Annotated in this window: 13 protein-coding genes; 7 read left to right on the forward strand and 6 right to left on the reverse strand. The window is 70.1% G+C overall.

The window, feature by feature from the left end:
• Genes C3L37_RS20480 through C3L37_RS20500 form a run of 5 tightly spaced genes read right to left on the reverse strand, consistent with a single transcriptional unit; the run spans position 1 to position 6848 of the window.
• Positions 1-1425, reverse strand: coding sequence for a lysine N(6)-hydroxylase/L-ornithine N(5)-oxygenase family protein (locus tag C3L37_RS20480; protein ID WP_394345819.1), 1425 nt, complete (start codon positions 1423-1425; stop codon positions 1-3).
• Positions 1422-2033 (reverse strand): GNAT family N-acetyltransferase, encoded by a 612-nt coding sequence (locus tag C3L37_RS20485; RefSeq protein WP_394345820.1) that lies wholly within the window; start codon positions 2031-2033, stop codon positions 1422-1424. The genes C3L37_RS20480 and C3L37_RS20485 overlap by 4 nt, the downstream gene beginning before the upstream one ends.
• Positions 2030-3865: an IucA/IucC family protein gene (locus tag C3L37_RS20490; RefSeq protein ID WP_129116409.1), complete on the reverse strand. Its 1836-nt coding sequence runs from the start codon at positions 3863-3865 to the stop codon at positions 2030-2032. Before C3L37_RS20490 ends, C3L37_RS20485 begins: the two co-directional genes overlap by 4 nt.
• On the reverse strand, positions 3862-5436 hold the full coding sequence (locus C3L37_RS20495; protein ID WP_394345821.1) for a pyridoxal phosphate-dependent decarboxylase family protein: 1575 nt from the start codon (positions 5434-5436) through the stop codon (positions 3862-3864). The genes C3L37_RS20490 and C3L37_RS20495 overlap by 4 nt, the downstream gene beginning before the upstream one ends.
• Positions 5433-6848: a diaminobutyrate--2-oxoglutarate transaminase gene (locus C3L37_RS20500; RefSeq protein ID WP_129116410.1), complete on the reverse strand. Its 1416-nt coding sequence runs from the start codon at positions 6846-6848 to the stop codon at positions 5433-5435. Before C3L37_RS20500 ends, C3L37_RS20495 begins: the two co-directional genes overlap by 4 nt.
• A 209-nt stretch (positions 6849-7057) precedes the next feature.
• Here C3L37_RS20500 and panB point away from each other — a divergent pair, with 209 nt between their 5' ends.
• Positions 7058-7867 carry a 3-methyl-2-oxobutanoate hydroxymethyltransferase gene (gene panB / locus C3L37_RS20505; protein WP_129116411.1) on the forward strand — a complete coding sequence of 270 codons (810 nt, stop codon included), beginning with the start codon at positions 7058-7060 and terminating at the stop codon, positions 7865-7867.
• Here the strand turns inward: panB and C3L37_RS20510 are convergent.
• Positions 7861-8664: an alpha/beta fold hydrolase gene (locus C3L37_RS20510; RefSeq protein ID WP_129116412.1), complete on the reverse strand. Its 804-nt coding sequence runs from the start codon at positions 8662-8664 to the stop codon at positions 7861-7863. The two genes, panB and C3L37_RS20510, sit on opposite strands and share 7 nt — an antisense overlap.
• Positions 8665-8851: 187 nt before the next feature.
• Between C3L37_RS20510 and C3L37_RS20515 the strand changes: the two genes are divergently transcribed.
• The 6 genes from C3L37_RS20515 (at position 8852) to C3L37_RS20540 (ending at position 16121) form a co-directional block, all read left to right on the forward strand.
• Positions 8852-9100 (forward strand): Hsp20/alpha crystallin family protein, encoded by a 249-nt coding sequence (locus tag C3L37_RS20515; protein WP_129116413.1) that lies wholly within the window; start codon positions 8852-8854, stop codon positions 9098-9100.
• Positions 9097-11358 carry a CDC48 family AAA ATPase gene (locus C3L37_RS20520; RefSeq protein WP_129116414.1) on the forward strand — a complete coding sequence of 754 codons (2262 nt, stop codon included), beginning with the start codon at positions 9097-9099 and terminating at the stop codon, positions 11356-11358. Before C3L37_RS20515 ends, C3L37_RS20520 begins: the two co-directional genes overlap by 4 nt.
• A gap of 280 nt (positions 11359-11638) precedes the next feature.
• The gene (locus tag C3L37_RS20525) at positions 11639-12451 is read left to right on the forward strand and encodes a DUF4397 domain-containing protein (protein WP_228546405.1); all 813 of its coding nucleotides are present in this window, start codon (positions 11639-11641) and stop codon (positions 12449-12451) included.
• Positions 12452-12555: 104 nt separating this feature from the next.
• Entirely contained in the window at positions 12556-14274 is a 1719-nt protein-coding gene (locus C3L37_RS20530) for a glutamate--tRNA ligase (RefSeq protein ID WP_129116415.1), read from the forward strand.
• A gap of 151 nt (positions 14275-14425) precedes the next feature.
• Positions 14426-15454, forward strand: a complete 1029-nt coding sequence (locus C3L37_RS20535; protein WP_129116416.1) for an NrpR regulatory domain-containing protein — start codon at positions 14426-14428, stop codon at positions 15452-15454.
• 10 nt (positions 15455-15464) lie between these two features.
• Complete coding sequence (locus tag C3L37_RS20540; protein WP_129116417.1) at positions 15465-16121, forward strand: cyclase family protein; 657 nt, start codon at positions 15465-15467, stop codon at positions 16119-16121.
• Positions 16122-16165 lie beyond the last annotated feature (44 nt).

The raw sequence follows: 16165 nt of genomic DNA on the forward strand, positions 1-16165 counted from the left end.
CTAGTCGTCGGATGTCGACGGCGTCTCCGGCGGTTCGGTCCGCGCGAGTTTGCTCGCGGGCGACTTCTCGACGAACCGCTCCGCGCTGAAGTCCTGAAAGACGGTGTCGCGGTCGACTGGATACGGCGAGTCGTCGACCAACTGATCGAGGATGACCGCGTTGCGGTAGGCGCCGAGCCCGAGGTCGGGCGCGCCGACCCCGTGGGTGTGCACCTCCGCGTTCTGGACGAAGAGTCGGCCGTCGAGTCCGTCGGTTTCGAGACCGTACCCCTCCTTCACGCGGAACCGACCGCGCTCGTCGCGGCGGATGTTCGGCTCGAGCGACGAGAGGAACGCCGGCGTCGGGCGGTGGTAGCCCGTGCCGAGGATCACCACGTCGCTCTCGTGGGCGAACCGCGTCCCCTCCTGCCACTGCTCGCAGCGCAGGCGGTACCGTCCGTCGGCCGTCGGCTCGATCCCCTCGACCTCCGTCATCGCGATCATCCCGACGTCCGGGTCGGCGTCGCCGATCGAGCGCTCGTACAGCGCCTCGTAGATCTCGTCGCTCGTGTCGGGGTCGATCCCCTTGTAGAGGAGGTCCTGCTCCGGCAGCAGGTCGTCGCACACCGGCTGCGGCAGGTCGTAGAAGTACCGCGAGTACTCGGGCGTGAAGTGCTGCAGTCCGAGCTTCGAGTACTCCATCGGGAAGAAGCCGTCAGACCGGGTGATCCAGTCGAGGCGGTAGCCGCGGTCGGGCTGCCGTTCGAGGAGGTCCTGGAACACCTCCGCGGCGCTCTGCCCGGAGCCGACGACGGCGATCCCGTCGGCGTCGAGCGCGCGGTCGCGCCGGCGCGTGTACGATGCGGTGTGGAACACGTCCGCGTCCGGGAGGTCGGCGAACGCCTCGGGGACGTACGGTCGACTCCCGACGCCGACGACGAGATCGCGGGCGAGGTACGCGTGCGTCTCGCCCGTCTCCGGATCCTCCGCCCTGACCTCGAACGGACCGTCCGCGCCGCCGCGCACGTCGGTCACGCGTCGACCGAACCGGCAGGTTGGGAGCCGGTCGGCGACCCACTTGCAGTACTCGTTGTACTCGCGTCGCGGAATCTGGAACCGCTCGTAGAAGTAGAACTCGTAGATGCGGCCCGTCTCCCGGAGGTAGTTGAGGTAGCTGTGCGGGTTCGAGGGGTCCGCGAGCGTCACGAGGTCCGCGAGGAAGGGCACTTCGAGCGTCGCGCCCTCGACGAGCATCCCCTCGTGCCAGGCGAACTCGGGCTTCCGTTCGAGGAACGCGGCGTCGAGGTCGTCGACCGGGTCGGCGAGGGCAGCGAGGCCGAGGTTGAACGGGCCGAGGCCGACGCCGAGCACGTCGTACACGCGGTCGTCGACGGCGGCGACGCCGCCGGCGTCTCCGGCAGCCGCGCCGTCGTTCGGCGCGCTCACCGCCCGAGCACCTCCGACTCGAACCGCTCGCGCTCGCAGACCACGAGCAGCGCCGTCTTCTCCTCCGCCGGGAACTCGAACTCCCGGACGGGCTCGTACCCGCACGCCTCGAACACGCGGATCGCCCTCTCGTTTCGCGCGTCGGGCTCCGCGACGACGCGGTCCGTCTCCGGGTGTCGGAGCGCGAACTCCGTCATCGACCGGAGCAGCGGCGTCGCGTACCCTCGCCCCAGGTACTCCGGCGCACCGACGAGCAGGTGGACCCCCTGATCGGCCGGGCGGGCGTCGTAGTGGTCGGCGAGCGGGTCGTCGGCCGCCCAGTACCGCTCCCAGTAGCTCATCGGGACGTGATCCAGACAGCCGACGTAGGGCGTCAGGTGGTCGTCCGCGAGTTTCTCGGCTAACCGCTTCCGGAAGACCGGAAGCGGATGATCCAGCCGCCAGTACGGCAGGACGTGCTCCTCGTTCAGCCAGCGGTGGAGCCGCCCGAGGTCCGCCCCCATCGTCGCCGGCCTGAAGGAGATCGTCCGGTCGATCTCCGGGTCGTGTCGCTGGTAGTCGTACGGCGCGGTCACGATCGCGGCCGGGTCGAGCGCGGGTTCGGTCACGATTGGGTCACCTCCAGTTCGGTCACGATGGGGTTCGGGATCTCCGTGTAGACGGACTGCTCTTCGAGCGAACCGACGAGTTCGTCCATGTCGCGAACGCGCGTCCGCAGGTTCGCCTTGCACGGGAGCCGCCGCTCCGACAGCAGACTCTCGACCAGTTCCGACCCGTCGCGGTCGAACTCCCGCAGCGATCGGAGCTCCTCCCGCAGGACGGCGAGCAGGTCGCGCTCGTCGACGAGGTCGGCGACGCCGAACGCGTTGACGACGCCGAAGACGTTGTTCAACACGACGTAGTAGCGGATGCGCTCGTCGGCGACGGCGTCCGGGCAGATCGTGTCGGCCCGCTCGCCGACGCCCGGAAGCAGCGCGTCGACCTCGTCGTAGGTCGACTCGCAGAAGTAGTACCCCTGATTGTCGCGGTAGAAGAACTCGGCCGGGTACCCCCCGTCGAGCCGGAGGACGCTGTTTTGCTGGTGGGCCTCGACGCCGACGCCCCACGTCAGGTAGAGCCAGAGGATCGGCCGCAGGGAGCGGTCGAGATACCGCCGGAACCAGTCGCGGCTCACCGCCGCCGTCGACCGCCCCTCGCGCTCCGCGAGCGTCTCGACGATCCGCGCGAGCCGCGACGGGCCGTCGATCCCGTCCTGACACAGCCCGACGACGGGGGTCGCGTTCGCGGCGTCGAGGCCGCGGAACGGGTTCTCGCGGAGGACGACCTCGAAGCCCGACTCCGGACCCTCGTCGGCCGACTGGTACGCGCCGAGGTCGAGGGTCAGGTACGCCGGGTCGCGGACGACGTCGAAGCCGGGGAACCGGTCGCGGAGTTCCTCGCCGAGCTCCGTTTCCAGCAGTTCTGCGACGGCGACCCCGCGGTCCAGCTCGGGGAGCTTGTTCGTCCGCTCCGAGTTGGTGATCTGCACCGCCAGCGACCCCTTGTGCATGAACGACGACTCGGGGCTGTACGCCGTCCGGACGGACGTCGTGGGGAAGTACTCGCGGCCGACCCGCCCGAGCGGTTCGAGGACGCCGTCGTCGATCGCCGCCCGCACGTGCGGCTGATCCAGCAGGTAGTCCGCCTGCCACGGGTGGATCGGGACGAGCGCGTCGTCGCCCTCGACGTTCGCGTCGACGAACGACGCCGGGACCTCGTCGTCGGCCCGGAGCTCCGACTTCACCCACTCGACGGCCGATTCCTCGCGCGCCGATCCGCCGTCGAGGACGCTCGGATCCGCCCGGAAGTAGTACAGGGGGAACGAGCCCCGGAGTTCGGGCGCGTACGTCCCCGCCTCGTGGTCGGCGATGCCCTCGCGGCTCTTGGGCGTCGGGTGGAGGAGGTGGCCGTAGACGAGCGACTGCTCCGCGTCGCGGAAGTCCGTCTCGAAGCCGTAGAGCCGCTCCGCGTCGTCCGCCCGCCCCTCGACGAAGCGCTCGACGTTCCGCTCGCTCACGAGCACGCGGCGCAGGAGCTCCGAGAGGTCCCCCTCGCCGCCCGCGGCCAGCGAGAGTTCCTTGCCGAGGAGCGCGGCGAGGGTCGCGGCGTCCGCCGGCACCGGTTCGCCGTCTCCGGATCGGTAGCGCACCGGGAGCTCGAACAGGTGTCGGCCGGTCGGCGACTCGTACCGGAGGGGGACGAACAGTTCGAGCCGCTGCTCGTCGAGTTCGCAGACGGCTGTCCGGTCGGTCCCCGCGTCGATCGGCGTCCGCGACGTCCTGACGACCTCGTAATCGCCCGTCTCCCGGAGGTAGCAGTTGAGGAACGCGTGGATCGTCGCCGACGCGGCGTGCTCGGCGGGCGTCTCGCAGCCCGCGCCGACCGTGCCGTCGCCGTTCATCCCGCCACCTCCGATTCGACGGCGGCTCCGTACCGCTTCACGCTCGTGAGAACGTCCGCCACGTCGTCGATCGTCGTCTGCGGGTTCAAGAGGGTGAACTTGAGGCAGACGTCCGTGACGATCTCGTCGGCGATCTGCCGACTCGTCCTCGCCACCTCCGTCCGGGCGACGATCGCCACCCCCCGTTCGAGGAGGCGGTCGCGGATCTCGCGGTTGAGCCGATCCGCCCACTCGTCGTCCGCGAGGTCGGGGTGGCTCCGAAACGGTTCGTACCGGAAGACGACCGCGTTCAGCGTCGGCTCGTTCACCAGCTCGAACGCCGGGTCGCGGTCGATCAGGTCGGCCGCGTCGTCGGCGAGATCGAGCGTGTACTCGACCAGTTCGGCGACCCCCTTCCGCCCGAGCGCTCGGAACGTCACGAACGGCTTGAGCGCGTCGAACCGGCGGGTCGTCTGCAGCGACTTCGAGACGAGGTTCGACACGCCGGCCTCCTCGTCGGATTCGGGGTTGAGATACGCCGCGTTGCGGGCCACGTACCGGTAGTTCGACCCGTCGCGGAGCAGGAACGCGCCGCAGCTGATCGGCTGGTAGAACAGCTTGTGGAAGTCGACGGCGATCGAGTCCGCCCGATCGATCCCGGCGAGCACGCCGCGGTGCTCGTCGCTCAGCGCGAGCGCGCCGCCGTAGGCCGCGTCGACGTGGAACCACAGGTCGTGCGCGTCCGCCCTGTCGGCCAGTTCGGAGAGCGGATCGACGCTCCCGAAGTCGGTCGTTCCCGCGGTGCCGACGAGCGCGAACGGGCGCGAGCCGTCGTCCCGGAGGCGGGCGACGGTCTCGTCGAGCGCCGCGGGGTCCATCCGAAACTCGTCGTCCGTCGGAACCGACACGACGGCGTCCTCCCCGAGGCCGAGCTGCGCCGCTGCCTGCTTCGCGGTGAAGTGGCCGACCGACGAACAGAGCACCCGGAGGGAGTCGGCCTCCGGCGGAAGCCCCTCGTCCTGCACCCACCGTCCCCACGTCTCGTGGACGTGGCGGTCGCGGGCGAGGAGGAGTCCCATGAGGTTCGACTGGGTGCCGCCGCTCGTGAACACGCCGTCGGCGCCGACGCCGTAGCCGAACAGGTCGCACAGCTCGGAGACGAGCGACTCCTCGACGACGGTCGCCGCGGGACTTTGATCCCACGAGTCGAGCGACTGGTTCGCGGCGGAGAGCATCGCCTCCGCGACCAGTCCCGAGACGAGCGGCGGACACTGCAGGTGCGCGACGCACCGGGGGTCGGAGACCAGCGCGGAGTTCGAGAGGACGTTGTCCGCGACCCACTCGATCGTCGCGTCGAGTCCGACGCCGCGGTCCGGGATCGCGTCGACCTCCGAGAGCTCCCCGGAGAGGTCGTCGTAGGAGCCGCCGGCGTACGGCCGGTCGGATCGGACGGTCGTCCGACGGATCGCGTCGCAGGCGCGGTCCATCGCCTCCTCGTACGCCCGCGACCCGGCCGCACTCCAGAGGAAGCGGTCGCGGGCCGGCCGGCGCGGTTCGCCGCCGAGCCGACCGTCGGATTCGAGGCCGTTCACGCGTCCACCTCCGAAACCGCCGCTTCGACCGCCTCGTCGAAGATGTCCGCGATCTCGTCGACCTGCTCCGCGGTGACGACGAGCGGCGGGAGGAACCGGGCGGTCGCGCCGTGTCTCCCACCCGTCTCGATCACGAGTCCGCGGTCGAAACACGCCGACTGCACCGCGTCCGCGAGGTCGCCGTCGGCGGGCTGCGCGTCGACCGCGTCGGGTTCGGCGTCGGGATCGACGAACTCGACGCCGAGCATCAGCCCGCGACCGCGCACGTCGCCGACGGCGTCGAACGATTCGGCGGTCCGTTCGAGGCGACCGCGCAGTCGCTCGCCCATCGCCGCGGCGTGCTCGTCGAGGTCGTTCTCGACGACGTACTCGATGGTGGCCCGCCCGGCGGCCATCGCGAGCTGGTTGCCGCGAAAGGTGCCGGCGTGCGCGCCCGGCTCCCACTCGTCGAGTTCCTCGCGGTAGACGACGACAGAGAGCGGCAGTCCGCCGCCGATCGCCTTCGAGAGCGTCACCGCGTCCGGCACGATCCCGGCGTGCTCGAATGCGTACAGTTCGCCCGTCCGACCGAGGCCGGTCTGGATCTCGTCGACGACGAGCGGCACGTCGCGCTCGCGGGTGATGCGGCGGATCTCCCGCGTCCACTCGTCCGGCGCGGGGATCGCGCCGCCCTCGCCCTGGACGAGTTCGACCACCATCGCAGCGGGGTCGACGACGCCGCTTTCGGGGTCGTCGAGGAGTCGCTCGACGTACCGGCTGGCCGCGCGGTGGCCCGCCTCGCCGTCGATGCCGAACGGCGGTCGGTAGTCGTAGGGGTACGGCAGGTGGTGGACGTCGGGCATGAGCCCGGGGATCGGCTCCTTCGCTTCGGTGTCCCCCATGAGGCTCAGCGCGCCGTTCGTCATCCCGTGGTAGCCGCCCTGGAAGGCGAGCACGCTGCGGTTGCCCGTCGCCGTCTTGGCGAGCTTCAGCGCCGCCTCGACCGCGTCCGTCCCGGCGGGGCTGCAAAACTGCACCTTCGCCGAGTCGGCGAACTCGGCGGGCAGGCTGTCGAACAGCGCGTCGACGAACGCCTCCTTCTCCGGCGTCGTGATGTCGAGCGTGTGCAACGGGCGGTCAGCCGCGAGGAGCCGCTCCATCTCGGCCGTGACCGCCGGGTGGTTGTGCCCGAGCGCGAGCGTCCCGGCCCCAGCGAGACAGTCGTAGTAGACGTTCCCGTCCGCGTCCTCGATCTCGACGCCGCGCGCGCGGTCGATCGCGAAGGGCAGGCTCCGCGGGTAGGTGCGCGCGTTCGACTCGCGCGCCGCCTGCTGTCCGAGCAGTCGCCCGTTCGTGGCGTCCTCGTACCCGTTCCCGGCCGTCCGGTCGGCCTCCGACGACCCGTTCGACGATTTCGTTCTTCGACGCTGCATGTGGAGTTTTAGGCTTGCCTAATCGCTATTAAAACGTTCGATCTTTAGGCTTACCTAAAAGTAGACGGACATGTGCGTGACGAAAACGTTCGCTCGGCGGTCGGCGCTCCGACGGGTGGAGCGCCCGTCGTTCGGCCGTCCCGGCGTGTAAACCGGCAGACTCGTCTCTGACCGCACGTATTTATTCGACCCGCGCCCAACGGCCGGGCATGCCGACCACGCGCGACCTACGGGCGATGGCGGGGACGGAGCCGATCACGATGTTGACCGCGTACGACGCGCCGACGGCGGCCGTGATCGACGAGGCCGGCGTCGACGTGATCCTCGTCGGCGACAGCATGGGCAACGCGGCGCTGGGCCACGACTCGACGCTGCCGGTCACGCTGGAGGAAGTACGGAGCCGGACGGCGGCGGTCGCGCGGGCGACCGAGGAGGCGCTCGTCGTCGCGGACATGCCGTTTCTCTCCTTCGGGGTGAGCGAGTCGGAGAGCGTTCGCAACGCCGGCACGATGCTCAAGGAGGCCGACGCCGACGCGGTCAAGCTCGAGTGCGGTTCCCACACGGTCGAACTCACGGAGCGGCTCGTCGACCTCGGCATCCCCGTCATGGCGCACCTCGGACTCACGCCCCAGCGGGTGAAGCGGACCGGCTACGCCCGGCAGGGGACGACCCGCGACGACGCGCGGGAGATCCTCGACCTCGCGCGCGCCCACGAGGAGGCGGGCGCGTTCGCGCTCGTCCTCGAACACGTCCCGGCGAACCTCGCCGCGCAGGTGACGGCGGCGCTCGACGTGCCGACGATCGGCATCGGAGCCGGTCCAGACTGCGACGGGCAGGTGCTCGTCATCACGGACGTGCTCGGCCTGAGCGACCGCGTCCCGCCGTTCGCGACGCGGTTCGGCGACGTGCGATCGGAGATGCGACGCGCGGTCGAGGCCTACCGCGACGCGGTCGCCGGGGGCGAGTTTCCGGCGGCGGAACACGGCCACGTCGAGGAGGAGCTCGACGAACTCTATTGAATTCCGTCGAGGAACGCCGACGCCGCCTCGTTGAACGCCGCCGGCCGTTCGAGCATGGCGAGGTGCGCCGCGTCCTCGATCACCGCCAGCTCGCAGTCGGGAATCTCCTCCGCGAGGAATTCATGGTACCACGGCGGCGTGAGTCGGTCGTGCTCGCCGACGACCGCGAGGGTCGGCACGTCGACGTCCGCGAGGCGGTCGCGAACGTCGAACTCGTGGCAGGTGAGGAAGTCGCGCTCCGTGACGGCCCGGCCCGCCTCGTACATCGCCTCCTTCGAGAGTTCGAGGGTGCGCTCGTCGGACTCGTGGAACAGCCCGTCCGGACCGTGGAGAAAGGAGACGGCGCGATCGAAGTCCTCGGAGAGCCACGCGAGCAAGTCGTCGAGGACGGTGAGCTTCGCGCCCGTGCCCGTCAGGACGAGGGCGTCGAGCGGGAGTTCGCGGTCCAGCGCGATCGTCATCGCGACCGCGCCGCCGAGGGAGTTTCCGACGAGCACCCGCGCGTCGGTCTCCTCGCCGACCGCGACCACGTCGTCGACGTACGCCGAGAGGCACTCGTACCCGGCGTCGGCGTCGACGTCCTCGCTCTCGCCGTGGCCGCTGAGGTCGAGCGCCACGACGGGACGCTCGTCCGCGAGCCGGTACTGCGACTTCCAGACGGCGTGGGAGCCACCGCTGCCGTGGACGCACAGGATCGGGTCGGCTTCCCCGTCGCCCGCCCCCGCGTCGGTCGACTCCCCGCCCAGCGACAGCCGGCGGTACGCCGTGGTCCGACCGTGGTGGATAACTTCGTCCATACGTAGCGTTGTTCCGTGTGGAATATGAAGCCACGCGTCGCGCGCGCCGGGTGCCGGATGCGTGGGCCGCCGCGGATAATCGGGCGGGACCGCTTTTCCACCACACTTCGGGGACCACACTACCGTCTCCCGATTAACCTAAGAAAGGTTTAAATACTAGTACGACTAACTTGCGGTTAGGATAATCATGAGTCAACAGCAATTCGCCGGTCGAGACGAGCGTTTTCTCCGCCGGTACGACTACGGCGACGCGTGGATCGTCGCGGCCGACCTCGGCGTCTCCGAGGAGTCCGTCGACGTGGACGTCGTCGGCGACACGGCGATCGTCGTCGTCGAGGCGGGCGACCGCGTCGCCGAGACGGAGTTCGAACTCCCCGGACCGGACGCGGAAGCGTTTATGAAAAACGGCGTACTCACTCTCAGGGGAGCGAAATGAAACTCACCGTCAAACCGTTAAAACAGAAAGACGCGGGCCGCGGGCTCGCCGCGATCGACCGCGCCGCCGCGGACGAGATCGGGCTGACCGGCGGCGACTTCATCCGCATCGAGGGCCGAGACGGCACCGCCATCGCGCGCGTCTGGCCGGGGTACCCGGAGGACGACGGCACGGGGGTCATCCGGATCGACGGCCGCCTCCGACAGCAGGCGAACGTCGGCATCGACGACAAGGCCGAAGTGGCGAAGGCCGACGTGAAGCGGGCCGAGGAGGTCTCCATCGCGCTCCCGCAGAACCTGCGGATCAGCGGCAACATCGGCCCGCACATCCGCGATAAGCTCTCCGGACAGCCCGTCACCAAGGGGCAGTCGATCCAGATCCCCTTCGGGTTCGGCTTCATGGCCAACCAGAGCCAGTCCGTGCCGCTGAAGATCGCGAGCACCCGCCCGAGCGGCACCGTCGTGATCAACGACTCGACGGAGATCACGATCAGCGAAAAGCCCGCGGAGCAGATCCGCGGCGGCGGCGCGGCCGGAGACGTCGAGGGACCGGAGGTCACCTACGAGGACATCGGCGGCCTCGACCGGGAGCTGGAGCAGGTCCGCGAGATGATCGAGCTGCCGATGCGCCACCCGGAACTGTTCAAGCGGCTCGGCATCGAGCCGCCGAAGGGCGTCCTCCTGCACGGGCCGCCCGGGACCGGCAAGACGCTCATCGCGAAGGCCGTCGCCAACGAGATCGACGCCTCGTTCCACACGATCTCCGGGCCGGAGATCATGTCGAAGTACTACGGCGAGAGCGAAGAGCAGCTCCGCGACATCTTCGAGGAGGCGACCGACAACGCGCCCGCCATCATCTTCATGGACGAGCTCGACTCGATCGCCCCCAAGCGGTCGGAGGCGGGCGGCGACGTCGAGCGGCGGGTCGTCGCGCAGCTGCTCTCGCTGATGGACGGCCTCGAAGAGCGCGGGCAGGTCGTCGTCATCGGCGCGACGAACCGCATCGACGCCATCGACCAGGCGCTGCGACGCGGCGGGCGGTTCGACCGCGAGATCGAGATCGGCGTGCCGGACCGCGACGGCCGCAAGGAGATCCTGCAGGTCCACACGCGGAACATGCCGCTCGCGGACGGCGTCGACCTCGACGTGTACGCGGAGAACACCCACGGGTTCGTCGGGGCCGACCTCGAATCGCTGGCGAAGGAGGGCGCGATGAACGCGCTGCGCCGCATCCGCCCCCAGCTCGACCTCGAAGCCGACGAGATCGACGCCGACGTGCTCGACTCGCTCGTCGTCACCGAGGGCGACTTCCGCGAGGCGCTGAAGGGGATCGAACCATCCGCGCTCCGCGAGGTGTTCGTCGAGGTGCCGGACGTCACCTGGGAGGACGTCGGCGGTCTCGAAGACACGAAGGAACGGCTCCGCGAGACCATCCAGTGGCCGCTGGAGTACCCCGAGGTGTTCCAGGCGATGGACATGGACTCGGCAAAGGGCGTGCTGCTGTACGGCCCGCCGGGCACCGGGAAGACGCTGTTGGCGAAGGCGGTCGCGAACGAGTCGACGAGCAACTTCATCTCCATCAAGGGGCCCGAGCTGCTCAACAAGTACGTCGGCGAGTCCGAGAAGGGCGTCCGCGAGATCTTCAGCAAGGCGCGCGAGAACGCGCCGACCGTCGTCTTCTTCGACGAGATCGACGCCATCGCGACCGAACGCGGCCGAACCAGCAGCGACTCGGGCGTGGGCGAGCGCGTCGTCTCGCAGCTCCTGACGGAACTCGACGGGCTGGAGGCGCTGGAGGACGTCGTCGTCGTCGCGACCACCAACCGGCCCGACCTCATCGACGCCGCGCTCCTGCGCCCCGGACGGCTGGACCGCCACGTCCACGTCCCCGTCCCCGACGAGGAGGCCCGCCGGAAGATCCTCGACGTCCACACCCGGGACAAGCCGCTCGCGGACGACGTCGATCTCGACCGGCTCGCCCGCCGCACCGAGGGCTACGTCGGGGCGGACCTCGAAGCGCTCGCCCGGGAGGCCGCGCTCGCGGCCAGCCGGGAGTTCATCGGGAGCGTAGCGCGCGAGGAGATCGCGGAGAGCGTCGGCAACGTCCGCATCACGATGGACCACTTCGAGCAGGCGCTCGATCAGGTCGGTCCGAGCGTGACCGAGGAGACGCGGCAGCGGTACGACGAGATCGAAGACCGCTTCCGGAAGAGCGAAGTGGGGAGCGACAAGGCGGACGTCAGCCGCACCTTCCAGTAGGACGCGGTCGGATCGACGCCACCGCGGATCGCCGTCGCGGCGACGCGTCGTTTCCGATCACCGATCGCCGCTCTGCGATTCCCGACCGTCGTTCGCCGGCGACCGTCACGTCCTCGTGATCTCCACCACAGCTATCAATTCAAATGCATGTTTTCGTCGTCGGGCGGGGGTCACGGCCGTCCCTACTCCGGGTAAACGGTTCGTAGTCCGACTGTAAGGCGCTCGATACGCGCCGTAACGATCTGCCTGCTTCTTTTTTGGCCGATCCTACGAACCGATCGTGAGCCCGAACATGAACCAGTCGAGACGCACCGTCCTCAAAGCCGTCGGAACCGCGAGCGCCCTCTCGCTCGTCGGCGGAGCCGGAGTCGTGGGCGCCGAAAAACACGGAGACGGGAACGGCGGAGGCGGAAACGGCGGCGACGGCTGCGCCGCGTTCCGGGCCGTCCACGCGTCGCCCGACGCGCCGAACGTCGACGTGTTCGTCGACGACGAGAAGGTCCTCTCGGACGTCGCCTTCGGCGACGTGAGCGACTACATCCCGGCGAGGCCGGGGGCCTACACGGTCAGGGTCACCGCGGCGGGGGACCCGGACACCGTCGCGTTCGAAGAGGAGGTCACCCTCGAATCGAAGTTCTACACGATCGCCGCCGTCGGCCAGCTCTCCGACGACAGCATCGCACCGCTCGTGCTCGTCGACGACGACGTGGCGCTCGTCCGCCTCGTCCACGCGTCGCCCGACGCGCCGGCGGTCGACGTGACCGTCCAGGGCGAGGACCTGACGCTCTTCGACGGCGTCAGCTTCGGCGACGAGACCGACTACGTCGTCGTCCCGGCCGGCGGGTACACGCTCGAGGTACGGGGAGACACCGAGAACAACGACGGCGACGTCGTCGCCACGTTCGACGCCGCGTTCGAACCGGGCGTCGAGTACACCGCCTTCGCCGTGGGCTACCTCTCGCCCGAAAACGCGCCCGAGGACGCCCCGGAGGATCGCGCGTTCGACCTGCTGGTGACGACCGACGCCGAAACCGAGCCGATCGACCCCTGCACCGTCGCGGAGGGCGGCGGAGGCGACGGCGGCGACAACTGATCCGCCACCGCCGCCGCGCACCGGCGTCGCGTCGCCCGCGTCCGACCCATCTCGCGCCGGGCAATCCACGCCAGTTTTTACGCGTCGCCCGGAACTGATCGGTAATGGATCAGGAGTTGCGCGACCGGGTTCGGACGGAGGCGGAGAAACACGCCCTGTTCAACGCGGTCAAGTACGAGAGCGACGCGGACGTGGGCGCGGTGATGGGACCGTTGATGGGCGAGAACCCCGACTTCCGGCCGCACGGCGGGGAGGTCCCGGGCGTCGTCGGGGGCGTCGTGAGCGAGGTGAACGACCTGAGCCACGAGGAGCGCCGCGACCGCCTCGCGGACCTCGCCCCCGGTCTCCTCGAGGAGCTCGAAGCGGAGGAGGAAGAAGGGGACGAGCGGGCGCTTCCGGACCTCCCGAACGCCGAGGCGTACGACGAGATCAGGATGCGCGCCGCGCCGAACCCCAACGGGCCGTGGCACCTCGGACACGGCCGGATGCCGGCGGTCATCGGGACGTACAAGGAGCTGTACGACGGGTGGATGCTCTGTCGGTTCGACGACACCGATCCGGAGACGAAGCGGCCGGACCTTGACGCCTACGGCGCGATCCTCGACGATATCGAGTACCTCGGCTTCGAGCCGGACGAGGTGATCCGCGCGAGCGACCGCCTCGAAACCTACTACGACCACGCCCGGGAGCTGATCGGGATGGGCGGCGCGTACACCTGCTCCTGTTCGGCCGAGGCGTTCTCCGAACTGAAGAACGCGGGCGAACCCTGTCCGCACCGCGAGAAGGACGCGGAGACGACGCTCCGGGAGTTCGAGGCGATGGTCGACGGCGAGTACGCGGCGGGCGAGATGGTGCTCCGCGTGAAGACGGACATCGAACACAAGAACCCCGCGCTGCGCGACTGGGTCGCCTTCCGGATCATCGACACGCCGCACCCGCGCGAGGAGGCAGAAGAGTACCGGTGCTGGCCGATGCTCGACTTCCAGTCGGGGATCGACGACCACCTGACGGGGATCAGCCACATCATCCGCGGCATCGACTTGCAGGACAGCGCGAAGCGCCAGCGGTTCGTCTACGACTACTTCGGCTGGGAGTACCCGGAGGTGCTCCACTGGGGGAAGATCCAGGTCGACGAGTATGACGTGAAGCTGAGCACCTCCACCATCGCGCGACTGATCGAGGAGGGCGAACTCGACGGCTGGGACGACCCGCGCGCGCCGACGCTCGCGAGCGTCCGCCGTCGGGGCATCCGCGGGCCTGCGGTCACCGAGTCGATGGTCGACCTCGGCCTCTCGACCAGCGACGTCGATCTCGCGATGAGCAGCGTCTACGCGAACAACCGCGACCGCGTCGACGACGACGCGAACCGGTACTTTCTCGTCCGCGACGGGGTGGAGCTGCCGGTCGTCGGCGGACCCGACGCGGGCGAACCCCCGCTGCACCCCGACCACGAGGAGCGCGGCCGCCGCCGCATCCCCGCACCGGGTGCGGTTCGCGTCGAGGCCGAGGACCTGCCGCCGAACGGGAAGCGCGTCTGGCTGAAGGGGTACGGCTGCGTCAGGCACACTCGGGACGCCTTCGAGTACACCGGCGACGACATCGACGCCGTGCGCGAGGGGGGCGTCGACGTGATCCACTGGGTGCCCGCCGAGGGGGCGATCCCGGTGACGATGCGGACCCCCGACGGCGACGTGACGGGCCGCGCCGAGCCCGACTTCGCCGACGCCGAGATCGACGACGTCGTCCAGTTCGAGCGCGTCGGGTTCGCCCGGGTGGACGCCCACGACGAGGACGGGTCCGTCGTCTACTTCGCGCACGAGTGACCCGCGTCGCGCGAGGGTGACTCTGAACCGCACGGGGGCGGTTCGGCGTCGCGCGGTCGTCGGCGACGCGACCGTCGTTCGCGGTCGACGGCGTTGGGTGCGGGGGCCGAGAACGGCAACGTTTTCGACCGTCCCCTCGAAGGCCCGACGAATGGCCCCCGACCTGGACCGACGCACGTACGACCTCCTCCGGCTGATCCGGACGAGCGGGCCCATCGGGAGCATCCGCCTCGTCGAACTGATGCAGCAGCGCGGCTACTCCATCAAGGGTCGGACCATCCGCCTCATGCTGTCGGAACTCGACGAACGGGGGCTCACGACGAAAGTGCCCGGGCGGGGTCGGGCGCTCACCGACGCCGGCCGCGGCGAGCTCGAACGCGGGGACGTGACCGGCCGCCTCGAACGGGTCAGAGAGCGCATCGCGACGCTCACGAGCCAGGTGACGTACGATCCCGCCGAGGACGCCGGGGAGGTCGTCGCCGGCAGCGGCGTCGTCCCGGCGTCGTCGATCGACGCGGCGTTCGAGGCCCTGCGAGAACTCGCCGACTCGCCGCTCGGACCGGTTTCCGTGGCGACGACGGTCGAGGGAAAGAGCACGAGCGAGGGAGGTGGCGGGGGCGACGAGGACGAGCGAGTCCGCCTCCGGTTCCCGTCGAGCATCACGCTCGACGGCGTCCTGCTCTCGCACGGGGTCGGCGCGCGGATGGAGACGGCGGGACTGGTCGAGTACCGCCCCGCGACGGACGAGGTCGTCCGGTACATCGACGCGATAAGCGGCGAGCGGTCGACGGTGGACACCGTCAGCCTCCTCATCGAGGCGGGTCGGACGGACGTCGAGGCGGTCCTCGCCGGCGAAACCGGGGTGGTGATCGTCGACAACCGCGAGTTCCCGATCACGCGCTTCGCGGAGGCGCGCGACCTCTCAGTCGAGACGACGACGGCGCTCGGGGGCGTCCTCGACATCCGCCGGCCGCGGGAGTCGGGACCGTTCCCGTACGGGAGCCCGGGGTGGGAGTTCGCCTCGCTCACCTACGGCGGCGTCGCGGAGATCGCGCTGGCCCTCCTCCACGAGCGGTCGCTCCTCGCGGACTGGGAGACGCTCGACCGCCCTGTCGAACGCGCCGAGTTCGAACCGATCGCGGCCGCGCAGGCCGCGGTCGAGGCCGACCTTCGGGGATGAGCACGAACCGATGACCGCCTACGACCTCTCGCACGAACTGGAGGCGGGGATGCAGACGTACCCCGGCGACCCGGCGGTTCGGGCGCGGCCGCACGCGACGTTCGCGGCGAACGGCCACCGGGTGACCGCGCTCGAACTCGGCAGCCACGCCGGCACGCACGTCGACGCGCCGAGCCACACCGAGGCCGACGGCCGGACGCTCGGGGACTTCCCGCTCGACGTGTTCTGCCTTTCGGCCCGCGTCGTCGACGTTCGGGGGCTGGCTCCGCGGTCGCCGATCGAACCCGATCGTCTCCCGGGGTCGACCGACGCCGACGCGCTCGTGTTCCGAACCGGCTGGGACGTCCACTGGGGGACCGACCGCTACCTCGACCACCCGTACCTCGCCGCCCGAACCGCCGAGCGGTGCGCCGAGCGCGGCTGCCACGTCGGCGTCGACGCGCTCAGCGTCGATCCGACGCCGAGCGCGAACGCGGCGGACGACGAGCCGTCCGGATTCCCGGCCCATCACGCGCTGTTAGGCGCCGACCGACTCGTCGTCGAGAACCTGACGGGGCTCGATCCCCTCCCCGAGCGGTTCGAACTCCGCGCGTACCCCCTCGCGCTCGACGCGGACGGCGCGCCCGTCCGCGCCGTCGGGGTGGTCCCGGAGACGGAGACGCGGTGACGGTCGGCAGCCACGCCGGCACGCACGTCACGACCGTGCCGCCG

The organism is Halegenticoccus tardaugens, from assembly GCF_004116405.1.
GTDB lineage: Archaea > Halobacteriota > Halobacteria > Halobacteriales > Haloferacaceae > Halegenticoccus > Halegenticoccus tardaugens.

Bases quoted from the DNA above. Each gene is read 5' to 3' on its own strand.
- C3L37_RS20490 (WP_129116409.1), bottom strand. From the start codon at position 3,865: ATGAACGGCGACGGCACGGTCGGCGCGGGCTGCGAGACGCCCGCCGAG.
- C3L37_RS20500 (WP_129116410.1), bottom strand. From the start codon at position 6,848: ATGCAGCGTCGAAGAACGAAATCGTCGAACGGGTCGTCGGAGGCCGAC.
- panB (WP_129116411.1), top strand. From the start codon at position 7,058: ATGCCGACCACGCGCGACCTACGGGCGATGGCGGGGACGGAGCCGATC.
- C3L37_RS20510 (WP_129116412.1), bottom strand. From the start codon at position 8,664: ATGGACGAAGTTATCCACCACGGTCGGACCACGGCGTACCGCCGGCTG.
- C3L37_RS20515 (WP_129116413.1), top strand. From the start codon at position 8,852: ATGAGTCAACAGCAATTCGCCGGTCGAGACGAGCGTTTTCTCCGCCGG.
- C3L37_RS20520 (WP_129116414.1), top strand. From the start codon at position 9,097: ATGAAACTCACCGTCAAACCGTTAAAACAGAAAGACGCGGGCCGCGGG.
- C3L37_RS20530 (WP_129116415.1), top strand. From the start codon at position 12,556: ATGGATCAGGAGTTGCGCGACCGGGTTCGGACGGAGGCGGAGAAACAC.
- C3L37_RS20535 (WP_129116416.1), top strand. From the start codon at position 14,426: ATGGCCCCCGACCTGGACCGACGCACGTACGACCTCCTCCGGCTGATC.
- C3L37_RS20540 (WP_129116417.1), top strand. From the start codon at position 15,465: ATGACCGCCTACGACCTCTCGCACGAACTGGAGGCGGGGATGCAGACG.